This window comes from Microcoleus sp. MOSTC5 (assembly GCF_036701825.1).
In the GTDB taxonomy this organism is placed as follows: domain Bacteria; phylum Cyanobacteriota; class Cyanobacteriia; order Cyanobacteriales; family Microcoleaceae; genus Microcoleus; species Microcoleus asticus.
Window position 1 is genome coordinate 113,602 of record NZ_JAUBRK010000004.1, and the last position, 20,221, is coordinate 133,822.

General features: G+C 48.3%; 13 protein-coding genes. 5 read left to right on the top strand and 8 right to left on the bottom strand.

Annotated features, from left to right (window positions below; translation table 11 throughout):
- Positions 1–43 precede the first annotated feature (43 nt).
- Positions 44–493 carry a hypothetical protein gene (locus tag QUA54_RS03035; RefSeq protein ID WP_333413155.1) on the bottom strand — a complete coding sequence of 150 codons (450 nt, stop codon included), beginning with the start codon at positions 491–493 and terminating at the stop codon, positions 44–46.
- A 437-nt stretch (positions 494–930) separates the two neighbouring features.
- Between QUA54_RS03035 and QUA54_RS03040 the strand changes: the two genes are divergently transcribed.
- Together QUA54_RS03040 and QUA54_RS03045 are read left to right on the top strand one after the other, a co-directional pair.
- Positions 931–2,127 (top strand): sensor histidine kinase, encoded by a 1,197-nt coding sequence (locus tag QUA54_RS03040; protein ID WP_333413157.1) that lies wholly within the window; start codon positions 931–933, stop codon positions 2,125–2,127.
- A gap of 111 nt (positions 2,128–2,238) precedes the next feature.
- A complete protein-coding gene (locus QUA54_RS03045; protein WP_333413159.1) occupies positions 2,239–2,877 on the top strand; it encodes a response regulator transcription factor in 639 nt (212 codons plus the stop codon).
- Positions 2,878–2,993: 116 nt separating this feature from the next.
- Here QUA54_RS03045 and QUA54_RS03050 read toward each other — a convergent pair whose 3' ends face one another.
- From QUA54_RS03050 to QUA54_RS03065, 4 genes are all read right to left on the bottom strand, one after another.
- On the bottom strand, positions 2,994–3,617 hold the full coding sequence (locus tag QUA54_RS03050) for a precorrin-8X methylmutase (protein ID WP_333413161.1): 624 nt from the start codon (positions 3,615–3,617) through the stop codon (positions 2,994–2,996).
- A gap of 122 nt (positions 3,618–3,739) precedes the next feature.
- Positions 3,740–4,543, bottom strand: coding sequence for a TPM domain-containing protein (locus QUA54_RS03055; protein ID WP_333413163.1), 804 nt, complete (start codon positions 4,541–4,543; stop codon positions 3,740–3,742).
- Between the two features lie 330 nt (positions 4,544–4,873).
- Positions 4,874–10,351 carry a WD40 domain-containing protein gene (locus tag QUA54_RS03060; RefSeq protein WP_333413165.1) on the bottom strand — a complete coding sequence of 1,826 codons (5,478 nt, stop codon included), beginning with the start codon at positions 10,349–10,351 and terminating at the stop codon, positions 4,874–4,876.
- Positions 10,352–11,034: 683 nt separating this feature from the next.
- Positions 11,035–12,366: an ATP-binding protein gene (locus QUA54_RS03065; protein WP_333413167.1), complete on the bottom strand. Its 1,332-nt coding sequence runs from the start codon at positions 12,364–12,366 to the stop codon at positions 11,035–11,037.
- Positions 12,367–12,703: 337 nt separating this feature from the next.
- On the opposite strand from QUA54_RS03065, the gene QUA54_RS03070 reads away from it, so the two are divergent.
- Positions 12,704–13,606, top strand: coding sequence for an FtsQ-type POTRA domain-containing protein (locus QUA54_RS03070; protein WP_333413169.1), 903 nt, complete (start codon positions 12,704–12,706; stop codon positions 13,604–13,606).
- Positions 13,607–13,982: 376 nt separating this feature from the next.
- Positions 13,983–15,257 carry a cell division protein FtsZ gene (gene ftsZ, locus QUA54_RS03075; protein ID WP_333198817.1) on the top strand — a complete coding sequence of 425 codons (1,275 nt, stop codon included), beginning with the start codon at positions 13,983–13,985 and terminating at the stop codon, positions 15,255–15,257.
- Between the two features lie 136 nt (positions 15,258–15,393).
- On the opposite strand, the gene QUA54_RS03080 is transcribed toward ftsZ, so the two are convergent.
- Complete coding sequence (locus QUA54_RS03080; protein WP_333413171.1) at positions 15,394–16,173, bottom strand: MBL fold metallo-hydrolase; 780 nt, start codon at positions 16,171–16,173, stop codon at positions 15,394–15,396.
- A 152-nt stretch (positions 16,174–16,325) separates the two neighbouring features.
- Here QUA54_RS03080 and thiD point away from each other — a divergent pair, with 152 nt between their 5' ends.
- A complete protein-coding gene (gene thiD / locus QUA54_RS03085) occupies positions 16,326–17,135 on the top strand; it encodes a bifunctional hydroxymethylpyrimidine kinase/phosphomethylpyrimidine kinase (protein WP_333413173.1) in 810 nt (269 codons plus the stop codon).
- Positions 17,136–17,197: 62 nt separating this feature from the next.
- On the opposite strand, the gene dndE is transcribed toward thiD, so the two are convergent.
- Together dndE and dndD are read right to left on the bottom strand one after the other, a co-directional pair.
- On the bottom strand, positions 17,198–17,599 hold the full coding sequence (gene dndE, locus QUA54_RS03090) for a DNA sulfur modification protein DndE (protein ID WP_333206025.1): 402 nt from the start codon (positions 17,597–17,599) through the stop codon (positions 17,198–17,200).
- A gap of 265 nt (positions 17,600–17,864) precedes the next feature.
- A complete protein-coding gene (gene dndD / locus QUA54_RS03095) occupies positions 17,865–19,862 on the bottom strand; it encodes a DNA sulfur modification protein DndD (protein ID WP_333413175.1) in 1,998 nt (665 codons plus the stop codon).
- Between the last annotated feature and the right edge of the window lie 359 nt (positions 19,863–20,221).

The following is a 20,221-nucleotide window of genomic DNA, read 5'->3' on the forward strand; positions in this document are numbered from 1 at the left end:
AGTCCTGTATCAGTTTCGCACTGCAAGTTACCCAATCAGAACGTTATTGCGAACTTGTTTGAGACTGCTTTTGTCCCCGAGGATAAGCAGTCTTGAGAATTTCTTTAATTTTTGTCTTTTGTTCGGCGGTGAGATTTAGCTCCGACAAAGCTTTTCGCATTTTTTCACCTCCCTTGACTTTAGTTTCTAACTGTTGTACCTGCTCGGGCGTCAACACCGCTTCGACTTGTTTGCGAAGTTCCTCGCGTTTCTGTGCGCGTTCTGCATCCGTTGCTTTCGGTTGCGCTGAACTTGGAGTTGCAGTCGCCGCGACAGGTTGAGCAGCTTGGGAGGAAGCAGAATCCGCCTTCGCTTGGTCGGAACTTACTGGATTGGTCGCCGTCGTCTCAGGTAGGGTAGGTTCGGAAGCATTGGATTGCGTACAAGCAGACAAACCGCCTACCAAAAGTGCACCGACGAGGAGAAATGCTGGTGCGATCGTTGTTCTTTTCATGATTTACTGCGTCTAATTAACCTTCACCACCAAATCTTATAGGCTAAAATCAGTCAGCGCATGACCCAAGACTCCTAACTTGACCAGTCAAAAAGCACTTTGCGGTTGTGACTTTTTTCCTAGTCCCAAATGCCAAAATCAGCCGAAAAGGCTCTAGCGCGATCGTTGGCAGATTCGCTAAGCTGCTACACATAACTTGTCTGTTATGGCAAAAGGGGAGAGCGGGAAGAGCGGGAGAGTGGGAGAATGGGAGAGTGGGAGAATTGCTCAATGACCAATTCCCTCAACATTCATCCGTTAAATCCCGATTCACTGCGCGTTGCCGAACTTCCTTCTGAACATAAGGGGGTAACGTGTTTTTTGACTCCAAGATACCTTCTACAATTAGGTCAGCGACCTTGCTTGAATCGCTCCAGCTTTTGATGGGGAAAAGTTCTATGATTCGCTTGACCTATCCGTCCTTTCGTTTGTTGCTTTATTTGGAGTGGCTGCTGCTGGCGACGGCAGCCTTGATGGAAGTGCTGCATCCATTTCATTCGCTCTGGTCGCTGCTGTTACGGGTTGGCGCGATCGCACTTTTTGGCGCGCTCGGGTTGCGTTTGCCAACCGTTCGGTTAGGTAGAAAAATTTTATTTACAGCCCTAGAATTTGGCTTGATTTTGCTGCCAATTGTCAATGAAGGGTTATCGAGCCGATCGAGCTTTTTGCTTTTTCTCGTGCTGCTGATGCGCAGTTGTCTGATCTTCCGCCAGCCGGGGCAGGTGACTGTCTTGGGTTTAGCTCTGCTTTCCTATAGCTCGCTACTGTTATTAAAACCTATTTTACCTGAAAAAGTCATTGCAACTGTTTGGGAATGGCGATTTAGCAATGTGTTATTATTTGGCTTGACATTAGTGTTCGCTTTATTGTTAATTAATGCGTTGATTGCGGAACGCCAAAGCCGAGAGCAATTAGAAATCGCTCACGATAAATTAGCCGTAACTCACGAACAACTCCGCCACTATGCACTGCGAATTGAAGACCAGGCAACTTTGCAGGAACGCAATCGGATTGCCCGCGAAATCCATGACGGACTCGGACACACCCTAGCAGCTCAAACGATTCAGCTCAATAATGCCCTCTTGTTCTGGAAATCGGAGGATGAGAAAGCGCTGGGGTTTCTGAAACAGGCGAAACAACTCGGATCGGAAGCTTTGTTAGAAATTCGCAAATCTGTTTCGGTTTTGCGATCGAATCCTTTGCAAGGATTGTCGCTCGAAAGTGCGATCGACAAACTTCTCCAAGACTTTCAGCGCATGACTGCGATCGAAGTTTCCAACTCGATTCGCTTACCAGTTCTGCTATCTCAGGAAATCAATACAACACTTTACAGAATTGTGCAAGAATCGCTCACAAATATTCACAAACACGCTGATGCAACGGTGGTGACAGTTGGGTTGCAGCAACACGCAGGACAGATTTATTTGTCGATTGCTGACAACGGCAAAGGCTTCGATCCTGCACAAAATACCACTGGATTCGGACTCCAGGGAATGCGCGAACGAGTGGCCGCTGCCGGCGGTAAATTTGCGATTTACAGCAAGTCTGGAAACGGTTGCCGGATTTCGGTTGCTTTGCCCTCTCAAAACATATAGAAATCAGCGGTTTCAACCGCGTCTATACAAACTTTTGTCCCTCTCTAAGAGACTGAAGAAATGATAATGCAGTGCGGTTTGCCCGACGCTAATTGATGCGAGGATTGTTATATGATTCGGATTTTGCTAGTGGACGATCGGCATATTATTCGCCGGGGAATCAAGAGTATTCTGGAATGCTATTCTGATATGCAGGTAATTGGTGAAGCTGAAAACGGACAGGAGGCGATCGCCCAAATCCCCATTTTGCAGCCCGACATCGTGCTGATGGATATTCGGATGCCCGTGATGGATGGCGTAGCAGCAACCGGGGCGATATCCAAATCCTATCCCGATACAAAAGTGCTAGTGTTAACCACGTTTGATGACGATGAATATGTCAGCCAAGCAATGCGGCTGGGTGCAAAAGGCTACCTGCTCAAAGATACCGAACCCGAGGAACTTGCGTTAGCGATTCGCGCTGTTTATAAAGGACACACGCAACTCGGCCCGGGATTGTTTGAGAAAGCCCTGATGACTCCTGCTGCAACCAATCCGACGGTTGTTTCTCCGCCAGAATTAGAGCAACTCACGCCCAGAGAATTAGAAGTGTTGCGTTTAATAGCTTCGGGCGCGAACAACCGAGAAATTGCTCAAACATTATTTTTGTCCGAAAACACGGTAAAGAACTATGTAACGAATATTTTGAGTAGGTTAAATTTGCGCGATCGAACTCAAGCCGCGCTGTTGGCTCATTCACTCTTCAATTAGGGACTTACCGATGCCTGAAAGTGGCAATCAAAGCCTTGTTCAGAGACAGATTCAGCCACTTTCTCACCACCCAATTTTTTCTACTCACCCATCCGCGCCAGCAGCACACAAAATCATCAACTGTTCCCCTCTTGGCCGTAAGCCTGCCAAGCCAAATCCACCAGCCCGTTAACAATAGCCACAGCCACCACCGCAGAGCCCTTGCGGCCCTCAATCCGAATGTGAGGAACCATGGAATCGTGCAGCCGCGACTTAGCCACGTCAACCCCCACAAACCCAGAAGGAGTCCCAATCACCAAAGCCGGTCGAATTTCCTCAGCTTCAATCAAATCCACGATCGCCGACAAAGCAGTTTGAGCCTGGCCCACCACAAAGATTCCCTCTGGATAGCGTCTTGCCAAAGTTTCAATCCCCCAAGCAGCCCGCGTCCTTTCCTTTTGAGGGCGTGTCAAAGCCTCCATCGAACAGTAAACCGGATTGGCAAAGGTATTTTGGATTAGGGGCGTAATGCCCACCTGCACCATCGGCACATCTACCACGATCGTAGTCCGAGCAGCCAAAGCGGCCGCCCCGGCTTGCAAAGCCTGATCGGAAAAACTAATTAAAGACTTGTACTCAAAATCAGCAGTCGCATAAATCACGCGGCGGACTATTTCGTACTCCGCCGCTGAAAAACCGTGGTCGCCAATTTCGTTATCGATTAATCCCAGACTCTGGGCATCGCTTACGTGCCATTCCATTTGTTGGATAGCTGTCGCCTCTGAGTTGTCAGGTATCAGCTTACCAGCTTTTAGTCAATTCGTTGACTGTTGACTGATGAGTGTTGACTGTTGACTGTTGACTGGCAACAGACAAATGACAACTAAGTTTCCGACGAAGAAGACTTACCCAACACCGGAGTTAGGAATGCCACCAAAGCTCCGATCGCAAAACCGGACACATTCCGAACCACAGGCAACCAGTCAGAAGTCCTAGTCACCACCGGCCCAAGTCCGAAAGCGAAAAACAGAATGCCCCACAGCGGCGAAAAAATCAGCGCCCACTGCCAAGCCACAACTTGTCCCGGCTTCCGAGGCTGAGCAGCAAACCCGCAGATGACGCCGCCAACCACCGACGTAATTAACGTCAGAACCCACTGTTCCCTCGGCAAACCCGGAACCACGCGGCATCCGCCCTGACGCAAACAGCCTTCTATCGACTCCAAAGATTCAATAATCGCTCGATCTTCGCCATTGTCCCGCACAAAAAATTGATTACCGTAGCGGGTTTGCAGTTCCACCCAAAAAGTGCGGGGCAGCAGCGGATACAGCGAATCGCCCACATTAAAATTGAGCAAATTTCCCCCTCGGGGGTCAGCAACTAGCAACACGCTCTTGTTATCTAGTCCCCAATAACTTTTGACAGCTAAACCGGGCGTGCGATCGTACTGAGTCAGCACTCGCAGTTTCCAGCCGGTTTCGGCTTCAAAAGCCTTTAAATTTTTTGCCAAACTCTCTTCTTCAATATCCGTGAGGGCTTTAGCTAAATCAATGATCGGCGTCTGAGTTGACGGCAACAAATCGGGATTGTTGAAAGCGCGGGCAGCAGGTGCGATCGTCCACACCGACAAAGCCAGAAAAAATGCGGCAGCAAAGGCTAGAAATTTTCGCGGTAAAAGCTGTGACATAGGAACTTGTAATCCGGGTCTTAATTGTGAATGCTAGCTGGCGGTGTTAACCAAAGGATAAGAGAAAACTCATATTTCTTTACAATTATTTACTTTACAGGAAGGGGAGAGCAAGCGGAAGGAAAAAATAGTTTTTGAGAAAGGGGGAGGGGGCGAGGGAGAGGGGGAGAGGGGGAGAGAGGGGGAAGGGGGGAGAAATTAGCGCTCGAGCTCCTCAATGGGGTGAGTAACATCGAAAATCGAAAATCCACTGAATCCCCCAATCGAAAATCTAAAATCGAAAATCTAAAATCGACTGAATTCCCCAATCGAAAATCTAAAATCGAAAATCTAAAATCGATTTGGTTTTGCCCCCACCCCCTCACAGAGACGCCGATCGCGATCGCTCACATTAGGATTAGTTCTCAGATAATCCCCCACCCAATCGCAGCCCCTCACCAGCAAATCATCAAGATCCAAATTCCACAAAATCACCCGATTATCCCGGCCTGCAGAAGCCAGAACCTTCCCATCCGGGCTAAAACTCACGCTCATCACGCTATCCTTATGACCAGTCAAAGTTTTCAGCAAAGTCCCGCTGCGACTCCACAGTTTCACCTTATGATCGTAACTGCCCGAAGCAACCAACAAACCATCCGGGCTAAAAGCAACGCTAGTCACGCTGTCGCTAGAACCCTTGAGCAGCGTCGCCACCAAAGTCCCGTCCACCTTCCACAATTTCACCGAATTGTCGTAACCAGCCGAAGCCAGCATTTTGCCGTCAGGGCTAAAAGCAACCCCCAACACAAAACTGTTGTGAGCTCCTTCAAAAGTTCTCAGCAAACGACCGTCCCGATTCCAGAGTTTGACAGTACCGTCATCGCTTGCAGAAGCCAGCATCGAGCCGTCGGGACTGAAAGTCACCCCAGTCACCCAGCCTGTGTGTCCGGTCAAAGTTTTAATCAACCTGCCGTTTCTCGTCCACAGTTTCACAGTCTTGTCCTTGCTAGCCGAAGCGAGAATCTCGCTGTCGGGGCTAAAACTCACGCTCATCACGCTGTCGGCGTGGCCGTCGAGAGTCAACAGCACAGAAGGCGAACACGGGAACAGCGGAGCCGAAGGACAAGGCAGAATATTACTCATGCCATCTTCTTTCAAACTCCAGACTTTCACCGTTTTGTCGTAACTCCCAGAAGCAAGTAACTGGCCGTCGGGGCTGAAACTGACGCTGGCCACTCTCTGAGTGTGTCCTTCCAAGGTTTCCAGCAAAACTCCCGTGCGGCTCCAGAGTTTGATAGTTTTGTCCGTAGAAGCAGAAGCCAGCCTTTGGCCGTCGGGGCTGAAAGTAACGCTTTGCACCCGGTTTTGGTGTCCGTCGAGGGTTTTGAGCGGCACGTCATCGAGCCGCCACAGCCTGACAGTTTTGTCAAAACTTGCCGAAGCCAAGGTTTTGCCTTCCGGGCTAAAAGTCACCTGAGTAACCCGATCGGCGTGTCCCTCAAAAGTTCTCAGCAAGCGACTCTCCGGTTTAATGTTACTAGCATCGGTTGGGCGTTTGTCGCCAACACCAGCAAGACTCCAGAGTTTGACAGTCCCGTCTGCACTTCCAGAAGCAAGTGTTTGACCGTCGGGGGAGAAACTGACACCAAATACCCATTTGCTGTGTCCCCGCAAAGTTGTTAGTAGTTCGCCCTTATTTGCTTGTGTTGAATTTTCTGTTGCTGGGTGTTTTAGTGCAGCGATGCTCCAGATTTTCACCGTTTTGTCTTCACCCGCACTGGCGATCGTTTCACCGTCGGGGGAGAAACTGACGGTGTAAATTTTCGAGGGTTGTCTGTTGTCGCTGTGCCACAAATTAGCGATTAACTTACCGTCAGAACTCCACAGTTTCACACTACCGTCATCGCTCGCCACAGCGATTATTTGGCCGTCGCGGCTGAAGCTGAGCCAATTTACGGAAGCAAATTGTTCGATCGTTCGCAGCAGCGTCCCGTCGGTTTTCCAAAGTTTGATTGTTTTGTCTGTAGATGCACTGGCGATCGTTTGACCGTCAGGGCTAAAAGCAACGCTGGTAACGCTATTAGTATGCCCTTTGAAAGTTGCTAGCAAACTGCCGTCCGTTTGCCAAATTTTGACAGTTTTATCTAAACTTGCCGAGGCTATGGTTTTGTTGTCGGGACTGAACGCGACAGAGGAGACGCTGTTAGTATGCCCTTTGAAAGTTGCCAGCAAACTGCCGTCGCGCCGCCAAAGTTTGACGGTTTTATCTACACTGGAAGAAGCTATTGTTTCGCCGTCTGGACTGAAACTAAGACCCCAAACTACATCGCCGTGTCCCTCCAAGCGGTTGCGTTCTTTGACTCCATAAACAGCCTGCTGGAGGGCAGCAGAAATTAGAATTTCGGTGTCTTTGAGAGTATACATTTCTTGGGAGTGTTCGATGTGTCTCCACTTTTTACCAGCTCTCAAACTTTCCATCATGGCGTCAAATTTATTGTTTGAGAAATAAAGTGCTTCAGAAGCTGCTGTGAGGGTACTAATTTCGGCTCGTTGAGTTTGAGCGACAGCTAGCTGTTTTTGACCCACGGCCCGCCACCAAAAGTTTACGGCGGCGATCGTGGAACTCGTCAGCAGCATGACGCCGATCACTGCTAATCCCAGCAGTTGTTTGAGAAAAGTATTGGCTCGGTAGAGCTGTGCTTGACTCATGTTTTTGTCCGCTTCTGCTTTGTGCAGTCTGGCTTCTAAGCCGAATCTTTGGCGGATCGGCCGCACTAAATAGTCGTGTACCAATTGATAGCGGTCTTCTGGGGCTTCCCTCAGCAGAAATAGCAAACCGTGACCGACTAAAATGTCTAAAATTAAGTCGAGGTTGTCGGTTTTCTTTTGTCGGATTTCTGGGTCTTTTGCGAACTGTCGCTGTAGGGAAATTCGGTTTCTGCCGATCGCCGATAATTCGGTTTCGCGGGCATCGGCTGGCTGCTGGCCTGTAACTAACGAGAGTTCGTGTTTGGTTTTTATCAGCCGAACGCCTCTTTCATCTGTCAGGGAAAACAAGATTTTCCAAGCTGCGTCTTCGTTAACGGGCCCGCAGTCAGAGATGACTCTTTCGAGCGATCGCTTCACTAATTCCGCTTTGGGATTGTCCCCCAATTGCTGGTATTGTGCTAGACTGGTAATACCTTCTTCTTGAAGTTGCGCTCCCACTACCTGCAATTCGATCGGTCGCACTTCTTGCAGTTCGTCTGCTAAATCTTCTACGAAGGCATCGATCAGTGCCGGCTCTAAATAAAATTCCGCCCGTTCTGTTAAGTGTCCGATGACAGCCCGCGCGTCTTTGATAGAAAAACTGCGGAGTTGGTAGCGGATGCTTTTGTCGAGAATATTATTGTTAATAGCGTCAAGATTTGGGAAGCGATCGCAATCTAGTAAGTAGTGCAAATAATCTTCGCGCAAGCACAGAATTATTTTGACATAAGGCAAATTCAAAAACAAGCGCAAAAAATTATAAAAATGTTGTCTTTGTGCCACTGAAGTCGAAACAAAGAAAAACTCTTCAAATTGATCGAAAATCAGCACAGTCAACAAATTATTTGTGGCATTTTCGCGCAACTGCTCTATAATAAAAGAAGAGACTTCCGAGCTGCGAGCAGGAATAACCGAGCAACTTCTTTTATGGATTTTCTGTAGTCCTTTGGAGATTAATTTACTTTCCTCTTCGGCTTGTTTGTCGTACAGTGCGCTGTTCAAAGCATTTTCTAACTCCACCAGCCAATCAGTGTAAACTTTGACTACTACGGGCAATGTATCGCGCGCGCCCGGAGTAATATTTTTCAAAGCTGGTACTAAGCCGGCATTGACTAGAGAACTTTTCCCGACTCCGCTGGGCCCGTGAATAATAGTTAATTTATGGTCGTCCCTGCTGATTCTTTCTAGCAAGCTATTGATATCTGTTTGCCGCGAGTAAGCTGTCATGGACGCTGCGATTGCGGCTTGATTTTGAGCTGATGGACCCGAAGGATTGACGGCTTGTCGCTGCTGCTGCAATTGGCTGGCTCCGATAAAAGCTCTAAATCCGTATTGATATTCGATCGACCGCTGGGTTTTTTTAATCCGAAACGCTTTGAGATACTCTCCCTGCTCGAAATAAACCGCTTGCAGTTCCGTCAAAATATCTATGTAAAGTCGGGGGTCGTACTTCGGCTCGCTTTGAGCTTGAGCCAACTCCAATGAATGAACCGCCGCTTCCCACTGGTCTAGCTGCCGCAAACTTCGGGCTAGCAGTAAAAGATACGAACTTCTGTCAGATTTGGGATGTTGGATTTTAGATTTGGGATCGTTACTTGACTCGTTAGTGCCCACAATTTCTGGATAATTTCCCTCAAACCCCAATCTCAAATCTTCAATCAGCAATCTCAAATCGTTAGGCGTTTGATCCAAAATTGCCAAAGCCAACTCGGCTAGCTGGCGGGCTTGACTCCACCTCGACTGTTGCAGGGCAACTTCAGCCAAAAAGCCGTAATCTTGAGCTAGTTGGCTGGGAGTACCGTAAGTAAAGTGCAACTGCAAAGAATTTTCAGCTAATGCTTGCAACTCTCCCCAAGCTTTCAGGCGCTGCAGCACTTCTCCGAGGTGTGCTGTCACCTCAGCTACCAATTCGGGACGTGAGGCAAGGGAGAAAGCGTTTCTAGATTGTTCGAGGCTAATCCAAGCTTGTTCCCAGTGCTGGCGGTTGGCTACCGGATTTCTGGCTGCTTGCAACCGATGACACAGGGCTATGTGAAACAGCACTATGCCTTCTCTCTCTAAATATAAAATGTTGGGGACAGGATTCGACAAGGAAGAGAAGGTTTCTGGGTTTTCGGAATCTTCCGAGTTTGCGAGTTCCCAGTTGCCGGTTTGCTGCTGCCAAAAGGCTAAACTTTCTTGGTAGTGAATTAAGGCTGTTTCGGTTTGGTCGCTGACATAGTAATCTCGACCGAGAACGAATTGCAGGCTGGCTTTGAGGGCGGGTTCTAATTCTTGACCGCGATTCTGTAAATCTCTTAAAGCTAATTCTAGTTCTCGGCGTGGCAAAGAGCCGATCGCCAAATCGAGGGTATTGCCCGGACTCAAGGGCGAATACGAGCGGAGATCTGATTGTCGTGCGTTTTGGAGGGGTTGAGAGTGAAAAGTGAGAAAGCTTTCTCCGGAGCTAATTTCGCGCTCTTGGGCGCGTTTTTCGCACTGCGTTTCCCAGGTTCCAAAACTAGCCAGGGCGCCGACGTTGCTGCTTCCGATTTCTTGATTGAGTTCGCCTACCTTAAATATAGTATCGGCCCGCCTAGCAAGGAAATTAATTAATTCGTCAACGGCCATTTCAAATTTAATTGTGGCGGCGGCCCAACTTTTGAAATCCGGGGCCAGACGAATCATTTTGGTCACGATGTCATCTGTTACCCACAAAATTACCGGGCAGGAAAAATTTTTGCGGAATTCGTCTCGCACTTGATTGGTAGAGGCCATCAGTTCGTCGATCGCTACTACTGTTTCTAAACCGAATACCATCAAAGCCGAGGCGGAACCGACAGGGGAAAACCCCTCCTGAAAAGTGCTTGCCAGCAGGCTAGTGTAGAGAGTTTTAACTGAAGCTGGCAGGACGAAATCTTGAATTGGAACTGGGGACACTTCTCGCAGCCGCTGCGCTATTTGCTGCCGCAACTGCTCGTAGTTGCAGCGCACCAAAATTAGCGAGAATTGGTGTTGAGACATTGTGATGGATCTTACCAGAGTTTTGAGCGAGCGCTCGTTGTAGTTGGCAGTTTCTTGTACCTTAATTAGATCGGTCATGCGTGCACCTCTTTTGCATAAATCTATTACCGTAACGCTCGCCAATCGTGACTGAAAGCGTATCTACTTAGACATAGCCGTCTCTGTCTGAGGCTTTATCTCTGTATAAATACGTAGTTTTCCGTACTTGTTGTCCTATCAATACTTACATAGTTATTAGAGCCAATGTAAAGATATCATACCTCTCAATCTCAGAGAATGCGAGACTTCACAATAAAAATTTAAGCCCGTCTAAGATTTTTTTTGTCAGCTACAGATAAATGAGTACACGCTATAAATAGCTAAGCGCTCAAGTTATTATAATACCGACGACTAGCTATTAGTAAACAGCTCCGAGCTATCTGTAGCAGGCATTTAGTACAACAGCAGAAAAATGTCATCCGGGATGGGATTAGTTGAAATAAGCTCAACAGGTAAAAATAGAAATAGGGGGTCTGGCATTGCAGATATGAGAGTTGAGACTGGGGCAAGTCCTTGGTGGGGCAAAGTTTTACGCGACAATAAAATTCGTGGCATATAGCTAGCATAGAACACAAATCAGCCAGCGGCAAAAACCGCTGGCTGATTTCTATATTGGATTTTAGGAGTTCGGAGTTTTGAGCGGTGAATGTTAAGTTAAAGAGTTTCTAAGTCACTCGTGGCTAAGGGCTCTTAGAGTCGCGAAGCAATCTCAAAAATCCCAACTATTTTGGCTCAATACGCTGCAGCAACTCCTTATATTTTCTGGTTTCTGCTAGGGCTGGATTGATGCCAAACCAGCGACCTTCTTGATCGCGGTATTCAAAGACAAACATACTTCGCAACAAGATTTGAGACTCTTCTTCGCCGGTTACACTTTGTCGGTTGACGACTTGAAACAGCAATTCCCATTCCATGTCATTGATGGCTCCCAAAAGGTCATCGCGATATTCTTGAATGACGCTTTCGAGACATTCGCGAGAGAAGGGAGGGTCTTCGTGCTGCAAACAGCTATACAAAAGCATCAGTAGATTGCGAACGTGACCGCCGCTAATCCGGCAAAGTCGGTCTAAAGTTTCGGGAGAGTCAAAAACCTGGGAAATCAAATCGATGCGTTGATGGGGAGCAACTGCGGGGAAAGCTCTAGCTAATACTAGCTGCCGCAGCAGTGCCATTCCTTCAATGTGGTCGTCGCCCGATCGCATTTGCACCGGTACCATCGGCATCACCTTGGGCTTGACTCCAAATCGACTGGCGAGGCGGCCGAAGTCGTTGGAAAAAATCAAAGTCAAGGGAATCGTGTAGACGACATGGCAATTGAGTTTTTTTAACTGTTCGCCGCGGTCTAAAAACAGGTATTCTGGCTGAGTGCGTCCGCTGGGTTTGAGGGAGGCGTCGAGGCGGTCGAGATTGTCAACGATGACTGCGAGCCCTTTTTTCCCTTGCTGCTTGAGTTCGGCGTTAGCTCTGTTGAGGAGTTCTTCGTTGATGGACTGCAAGATGCTGTTGGTGCGGGGTTCGAGATATTGCCTGAGTTGCGATCGCAGTTTGGGAGAGTCTTTAGTTTTAGCAGTAACTCTAGCAATGCCTACAGATAACTCGGCTTCCGCTGACAAATCTATGGGAGTCTGCAAAAATTCTGCCACTTCTGCAAACAGATTTGTAAAATAGCTCGGTCTGAGTTTGATTTTAGATAATTCCATAGTTTCGCTAACTTGGCGCGCAATGCTCAGCAAAATATCGCTGATATCTACATCACCCATGTCTAAGTCTTGGGAAGACTCGAAGTAGACGACGCAAAAACCCTCTTGCTCTAGCTCAGCTTTCAGTCGAAACAATTCCGTAGATTTGCCACACCCGATATGTCCTGTAAATAACTGACAGGTTGGCTCGTTGGGGGAGATGCGGGTAATGGTTCGCTGTAAAGATTCAATGATTTTGCCGCCGCGCACGGAACCAAAATCTATGTAGTATTGATAATCTCCTGGGTCTCCCGCAACAAGGGTTTTGCTCGGGTTGCAGGCTTTATAGAATCTGTCTAATTCGAGTGGGATCACAATTGAAGCCGAATAAAAGTTAAACAAGCTAATCGAAAGTCTAAACTTTCTTTGCTTGAGTTTAGTTGGATTTGTAACCTTTTGCCCTGTGGGGTAAGGCCCTAAATACCCAAAGAACCTTTGTTTGCTAAGCGGCTTTCCCGGCGCTGGAATTGTTAATTATTAATTAATAACTTTTAATTACATAGGAATATCAGTGATATTACTGATCTTGGCAGGAGTCAGGGTAAATTTGCGGGGATCTGGTTAAATGGTAGGGGAGAACGGGGCTGCAGGAGAGAGCTTAAAAAGTTTTGAATTTGTGCTAATCCTTAATTATTAAATTGTCAAGAGGTAGATGGCTAGTTTTGGAGCGGTTTCTCAAACAGAGTTAGGGCGCAGGCGCCAAGAGTTGCGGCGGCTTCGTCGCGGTCGAGTGGTGGCTGTGGTGTGGCAAATGTTGGCAGCGAGCGCAATGGCCGGGGGTTTGCTGTGGTGGATTGCGCAGCCGGCTTGGTTGATTGCCCGATCGGAACAAGTGAAGGTGGAGGGCAATCACTGGCTCTCGGACAAGGCGGTGCGGTCTTTGGTGCCGCTGTCTTACCCGCAGTCGCTGTGGGGGATTCAACCGCAGGCGCTGGCCCAAAAGCTGGAGTCAACGGGGCCGATCGCCAAAGCGAAGGTGACTCGTAACTTGTTTCCGCCGAGTTTGACTGTAGAAGTGGCAGAACGGCTGCCGGTGGCGGTAGCTCAGCCTACTGCGGTGTTGAGATCGAACAGCGACAAGGAAAAAGTGGGGTGGCTGGACGCTCGCGGAGGTTGGATGCCGTCGGAGAGCTATACTGCTGTGCGATCGCAGAATAGTTCGATCGGGCCCGGCAACATTCCGGGAACTCAGCCTCAGCGTTCTTTGCCAACTTTAAAAGTCATCGGGCCTTTGGAACAGTATCGCGCCTCTTGGCCGCAGTTTTACCAAGGACTCAGCGGCTTGACGGTGAAAGTGTTTGAGATTAATTGGCAAGACCCGAACAACTTGATCTTGAAAACAGAGATCGGTACCGTACACTTAGGGCCTTACAGTTCCACGACTGCGGAGCAACTTAAGGTTTTAGACCGAATGCGACAATTGCCAAAACAGCTAGATTCAAGCAAAATAGCCTACATTGACTTGAAAAATCCTGCTTCGCCGATCGTCCATTTGCCAGAACTCCCCCCCAGTTTGGAGAGTTCCACTCCCGCACCTACTCGCGCCCAGAATTGATCCTCTGTCAACAGAAGGTAGAAGGGATCGATCGGACTGCAGAATTTTTCGCCATCAGGATCAATACGCAGGGCTTGAAATAAGGAGAGTTTTTTGATACCCCTCCGCGTCTGGAATAAAACAATCAGATTTTTCTTTCCATAGCGATTGGGAAAGGGATACTAGCCCTTTTTTTTCCTTCTGCCTTGCCTACAAGTGCCTCCTGCACAAGCGCGTTGATGGGGTATGAGGGAGGTACGGGCTAGCGAGGCCGACCAAATCCGAGATTGGCTAACATTAAGCATCTAGCAGTGTTAGTTTTTCGCGCAACTTAGCCTATAGTTGATTGTGAATTGGCGTTTAGTTAACAAGCTGTAATCTACTATCCCCGACTCTAATGAAGCTTAATAATAGACAGGGGTCTGATCAAGACAGTCCCCCTTCGGAAGAAGTAAAAAATTTTCCGGTGGCTGCAGATTCCGCCAATCCCTTTAGACGCAAGTCTGGTTATGTAAATGTAGATAGTATTGATATCGATCCTATGGTCAATCCCAAAGACATAATGCCCAGCAGTGCCGCCAAAATCAAAGTAATTGGCGTCGGCGGTGGTGGGGGCAACGCCGTTAACCGGATGATTGCTAGCGAGGTTTCTGGTGTCGAGTTTTGGTGCGTGAATACAGATTCCCAAGCTCTGGTTCTCTCAAATGCTCCGAAACGCTTGCAAGTCGGACAGAAGTTGACGCGCGGCTTGGGCGCGGGGGGCAATCCGGCGATCGGTCAAAAGGCTGCGGAGGAATCTCGCGACGAGGTTGCTAATGCTCTGAATCATGCGGATTTGGTATTTATCACGGCCGGCATGGGCGGGGGTACGGGCACGGGCGCGGCTCCGATCGTGGCTGAGGTGGCTAAGGAAATGGGCGCTTTGACTGTGGGCATAGTGACGCGGCCTTTCACGTTTGAGGGACGGCGGCGCACCAGCCAAGCTGAGGAAGGGATTGCGGCTTTGCAAACCCGGGTGGATACGCTGATCGTGATTCCTAACGACAAGCTGCTGTCTGTGATTTCGGAACAAATGCCGGTGCAAGAAGCTTTCCGAGTTGCTGACGATATCCTGCGCCAAGGGGTTCAGGGTATTTCTGACATTATTACTATTCCCGGTTTGGTGAATGTTGACTTTGCTGACGTGCGGGCAGTAATGGCGGATGCGGGTTCGGCTTTGATGGGGATCGGCGTGGGTTCTGGCAAGTCGCGGGCTAGGGAGGCTGCGATGCAGGCTATTTCTTCGCCTCTGCTGGAAGCTTCGTCTATTGAGGGCGCTAGAGGTGTGGTGTTTAACATCACTGGCGGTACTGACATGACGCTGCACGAGGTGAATGCGGCGGCTGAGACTATTTACGAGGTTGTCGATCCGAATGCCAATATTATTTTTGGAGCGGTGATTGACGAGCGGCTTCAGGGCGAAATTAAAATTACTGTGATCGCTACTGGTTTTTCGGGGGAAGTTCCGTCGCCTCCGGCTCCGGGGCGGACGCAAAATGTTAATGCTCCTTGGCGAGCTGCAACTGTGCCGGCGACTCCTGCTCAACAGACGCCCGATCCGAAAACGAAACCGCCGCAGGATTTGGGATTGGATATTCCTGAGTTTTTACGCAACCGTCGCCCGCCAAGATGATTTTAGATTTTAGATTTTAGATTTTGGATTTTGGATTTTGGATTGAATCTCCAATCTCCAATCTCCAATCTAAAAAATCGAAAATCTCCAATCTAGAAAAGCGAAAATCTCCAATCGAACATCTCCAATCGAAAATCTAAAATCTAAAATCTAAAATTTCTAGGGTTTGGCCTGGTTCGGGTTCGAGGAGTTGGGTGGAGAGTGCCGATTTTGCTAGTAAATCGCGAAATTCGGGGATGCTGCCGACCGATCGCACTAACATTGGTAAAATGCCTGTGGCTCGGATGTCTCCCGCCGCTGTCGGCACGAAAAACCGAGGTTTTACGGTTTGGGCAAGCTTCAGGGCTTGCGAAGGGCCGATAATGACTTGTCCGAGGAATGGGAAGATTTGACCTATGACTGGGGCGATCGCTACGTCTACTGTGTCTATTTTCTGTTTAACTTTGTCTAATGGCGGCAGGTGCGGTTCGTAATAAAGTGTCTCGCCGCTGCTTAAATCTTTGAGCAAATAGCCGTTTTCTTCCTGTCCCGGCTGGATTTCGGCTCCGGGTACGGCGGTTATTTGTAACTTTTCTTGATAATTAAATTCTTGCCAATTTGCTAAAGATGTGATACTGCTGTAGCCTAAACTTCTGAGGACTTTGGCGGCGGTGGGTGAGGCGATCGCGGGAATTGTCCGATCGAGCTGTTCGAGTGTTGGTCTGTGGCAGTGGTCGTCTAATCCTTGGGAAATTAGGATGAGGTCGATCGGCGGTAAGCTGCTGGGAGTGAAGGCGACGGGGGTGTTGTGGTAGGCGGTGAACAGCCAGGGTTGACCGTAAAATACGAGCGGATCGACCAGCCAGGGATCGACGAGGATGGTTTGGCCTGCGATGTGGAAGATCCAAGAGTTGAGGTCGATTCGGGTGAGTTTCACAGTTGTTTGCAATAATTCTTTACATTTGGTTTAATCATAGCTAATTTTGTTTGGGAATTTTAACCCCTTCGGAAGCACAGGCGGGACGCCCGTGCCACGATGAACCCAGATATTATTGGGATGTGTCTGTGTTTATCTGCGGTTGAAAAAAGATGATTAAATCGAGGATTCCTGTGGCTTTGACTGTGGCGGGTTCGGATAGTGGCGGCGGGGCCGGAATTCAGGCGGATTTGCGGACTTTTGCGTTTCACTGCGTGCACGGTACGAGTGCTTTGACTTGCGTGACGGCTCAAAATACTTTGGGGGTGATGCGAGTTGATGCTTTGTCTGCTGAGGCTGTGGTGGCTCAAATTGAGGCGGTAGTGGGGGATATTGGGGTGGATGCTATGAAGACTGGGATGCTGTTGAACCGGGAAATTATGGTGGCGGTGGCTTCACAGGTTGAGGCTTTGGGAATAGGGAATTTGGTTGTCGATCCGGTGATGGTTTCACGATCGGGCGATCGATTGATTGACGAGGGGGCGATCGCATTTTTGCAGGATGTTTTGATTCCAATGGCTGCTGTCGTGACTCCGAATCGGTTTGAGGCGACTATTTTGAGCGGTTTGGAGATTGATTCTGTTGACGATATGCGATCGGCTGCGGAGAGAATTCACAGTTTAGGGGCGAAGGCGGTTTTGGTAAAGGGCGGCGGGATGAAGGGGGATTTGCGGGGGATTGATGTTTGGTTTGACGGTACGCGGTTGGATGTGTTGAAGACTGAAAATGTTGATACTGGGAATACTCACGGGACTGGTTGTACTTTGAGTGCTGCGATCGCCGCTAATTTAGCATTAGGTAAAGATTTATTTACGGCGGTGACATTGGCTAAGGATTATGTGACTAATGCTCTCAAATATGCTTTGGATATTGGGGAAGGTCAAGGGCCAGTAGGTCATTTTTTCCCGCTTTTACTGAAGTAAATTGTGAACTCATCCCTTCTTTTCCCTTCTTCCTTCGCGTCCTTTGCGTCTTCGCGGTTCGTTTAATTTCTTAATTTCTCAGGCGATAAAGCGATCGCCACCAAGTCTTCGATTTTCTTAATATTCGGATCGCCGGCCAAATAACCAATCCCTCGGTGCAAGTGCAGGCGAAATTGTTTGGCTAGAGTTTCTTTTTCTGTGCCTAAATTGTCTTGATAACAGCGCTGCTTGAGGGCCATTATCAAGATATCGGCCATGTCGCCGCCGAAGACATCCCAGCTTAATTCGACGTTGCTGTCGCTGGGAATTGGTACTGGGGATGGGATGCTGGGTTCGGCGAGCGATCGGCAAAATCCCCACCGACACAGGATGTTCCACTGGTCAATTTTGGTCGATCGTTTCAGTTTTGATAGTTGGTCTTTGCCTGTTTGGGAGAGGCGGATGCGATCGACTGGTGGTTCCATGAGTTTGAGAGTGTTTGGTATATTGTAAAAAGTGTTAATATTGGCGAAGCAAAGCCTCTAAATAACTCGAAATCATTAACATTTTTTTACACGGCGCGACTTGATTAAATCGGTTTTTTTTGGTATTTTGATTGTAGTAGGATTTATCCTTAATAATGGGATGGTAGCAAAAATAAAATTTTCGCCACCATCCCATTATCTTATATATACTACCGCAACCCCAGGGCAAAGTCAAGGGGTTGCGGCTATTTTTTAGGGCGAATTTTTATTCCCAGAAGTAACCTTTTTCGACGGTGGTTTGGTGTTTGGCGGAGTCGTATTTGAGGAGGTAGCTGTGGGCGATCGCCTCTAATTCTTGGAGTTTTTCGTATTCTACTTTTCTAATTTCGGTGTCGGTAGAAAGCAGGATGACTTGGTGGCTGGCCGAGGGGAAATAGCGTTCGACTAGGTTGTTTCTGTGGGAGGAGTCGAGGCGGCCCAATGGAGTGTCGATCGCCACTGGCAATTGTCTCCCGGATACTCTCGCCAATCCCCACAAAAAGGCGATCGCCAGCAATTGTTTTTCCCCGGCTGAAAGTCGGTGTTTGGGTACCGGTTTGCCTTCTGGATCGTAAATGGAGAGGCTAAATGTTTGAGTGTCGATCGCAACTCTGTGCACGAGGTCGGTTTTGTGCAACAGGTAGCGGAAACAGTCGGTAATTTCTATTTCGAGTTTGTTGAGTTTTTTGAGAGTTAGTTTTTCTTTAAAGAGTTTCAGGGTAGCTTGGGCTTTGGCGATCGAAGCGATGACGTGTTGGCTGTTTCTGATGGTGATGTATTCGCTGCTGTAGTTTTCTAGTTCTTTTTGGTTTTTGGCTAATTCTCTCTCTAATTCATCGACGCGGCGGTTGGCTGATTCCAAGGCTGCGGCTGCGATAGCGACTGCTTTTTGGGCTTTCCTGACCTCTTCTTCTAGTTTTTCGTAGGCTTCGGGGGAAGCGGCGGCGGCGAGTTGTCTGTCTGTAAAGTCGATTTCTGCTTCGATGCTTTTGATTTCTTCTATTTGTTCGCGGGCTAGAATTTGCTGGGCTTTGATTTGGTAGCTAAGGAGGTTTTCTAGTTGCTGGATGCTGTTGTTGTCGGCGTTCATCCAGGGCGGGGCGTCTGTTCCCGCTTGCTGTTCTAGTTCTTGGTTTTCTTGGCGGATGAAGTCTTGAATTTTATCTAGCTGTTGGGGATTTAACGAGATTTCCACGATATAGTTGAGAAGGCGATCGCTTCTTTGTTTGATAACATTTTGGGCAATCTTTGCTTGCTGCTGGCTGGCTTCTGTTTCTGCTTGAATTTTTGCTTCACTTAGCAAGGGCGAAATTAAGGCTAGTGGTAGCGTATTTGACGCCAATTCCATCATGGCTTGACGGCTTTTTTCTGCCTGATTTCTGTAGTCGTTTAGCTGTCTGTCTAGTTGACTGCGATCTGCGGCAATTTTCCCGCCTTCATAAATAAACTTTTCTGATGCTTGTTGCTGATTTTTTTGAGCTTTATCTAATTCGTTTTTAAAGCTGGCTTGTTCTTGCTTAGCTAACTCTATTTCATCAGAAATTTTCTGAAAAGTTTGTTCGATTTTTTCTAAAGCAGCCAAGTCTTTTTTGCCAGCAATTTCTTTCCGCTTGCGGCCGGCTAATATTTCTAAATCGACGGCGAGGCGTTCTGCTAATTCTAAACCTAAAAGAGATTTAATCGCCCCGACGACAAACTCCGGCGGTGTTTCGAGTTCGGCGAGTTCTTTTACTTGTTCGCCGTCAAACAGAAATAGGTTGGATATTCCGACGGGCAAAAGGGTTTCGATGTATTCGTCCCAAGTGTTAGTAATCGCTTTGTCCGACCACCAATCGCTGACAATTTCGCTGTAGATGAGAATGCTTAAGTTGTCTTTGATATCTGATTTTTTCCAGTATCTAACTATTTTGAATTGAGTTAATTTGTCGTCTTGGACTTGTTCAAATGTTAGTTCGACGCGGGTATCTTCTAATAGGGGAGTGTGGCGGTTGACGCATTGATTGAGAAAGTCGCTGTAGCTTAAATTGCCTCTGGTGGAACATTGGGCGCGACCACCGTAGAGGGCGAGGCGAATGGCGTCCATGAGGGTGGTTTTGCCGCCGCCATTCATGCCGCCAAATAGGATAACTGGGCAGGGATTTCCATCTTTTTCGGGGCGGAGATTGATGGTTTGGGTGCCTGCATAGGGGCCGAAGTTTTTGAGGACGAGTTCGAGGAATTGCATTGTAGATGTTGTTGAGATGGGATGAAAGTTGGTGGGTGCGAGCGGCGTGTCCGACAGTCCGGGGTCGATCTGTGAGTCCCCCAGTACGACAGGGATTGAAATCCCTGTCTCATAGCTGAAGTCCTCTGAAGAGGACTGAAGTTTGTGACTGTTGAATCTGGGTTTTTAGTCGGTTTTAACCGACTTTCGCTATGAGACGGGGATTTCAATCCCTGGCTGATCTTCGGGTTAGCCCGATCGACTCAATTGGTCAATCGGGGTCGATGTGTGAGTCCGAGAGTCCGACAGGGATTGAAATCCCTGTCTCATAGCTGAAGTCCTCTGAAGAGGACTGAAGTTTGTGACTGTTGAATCTGGGT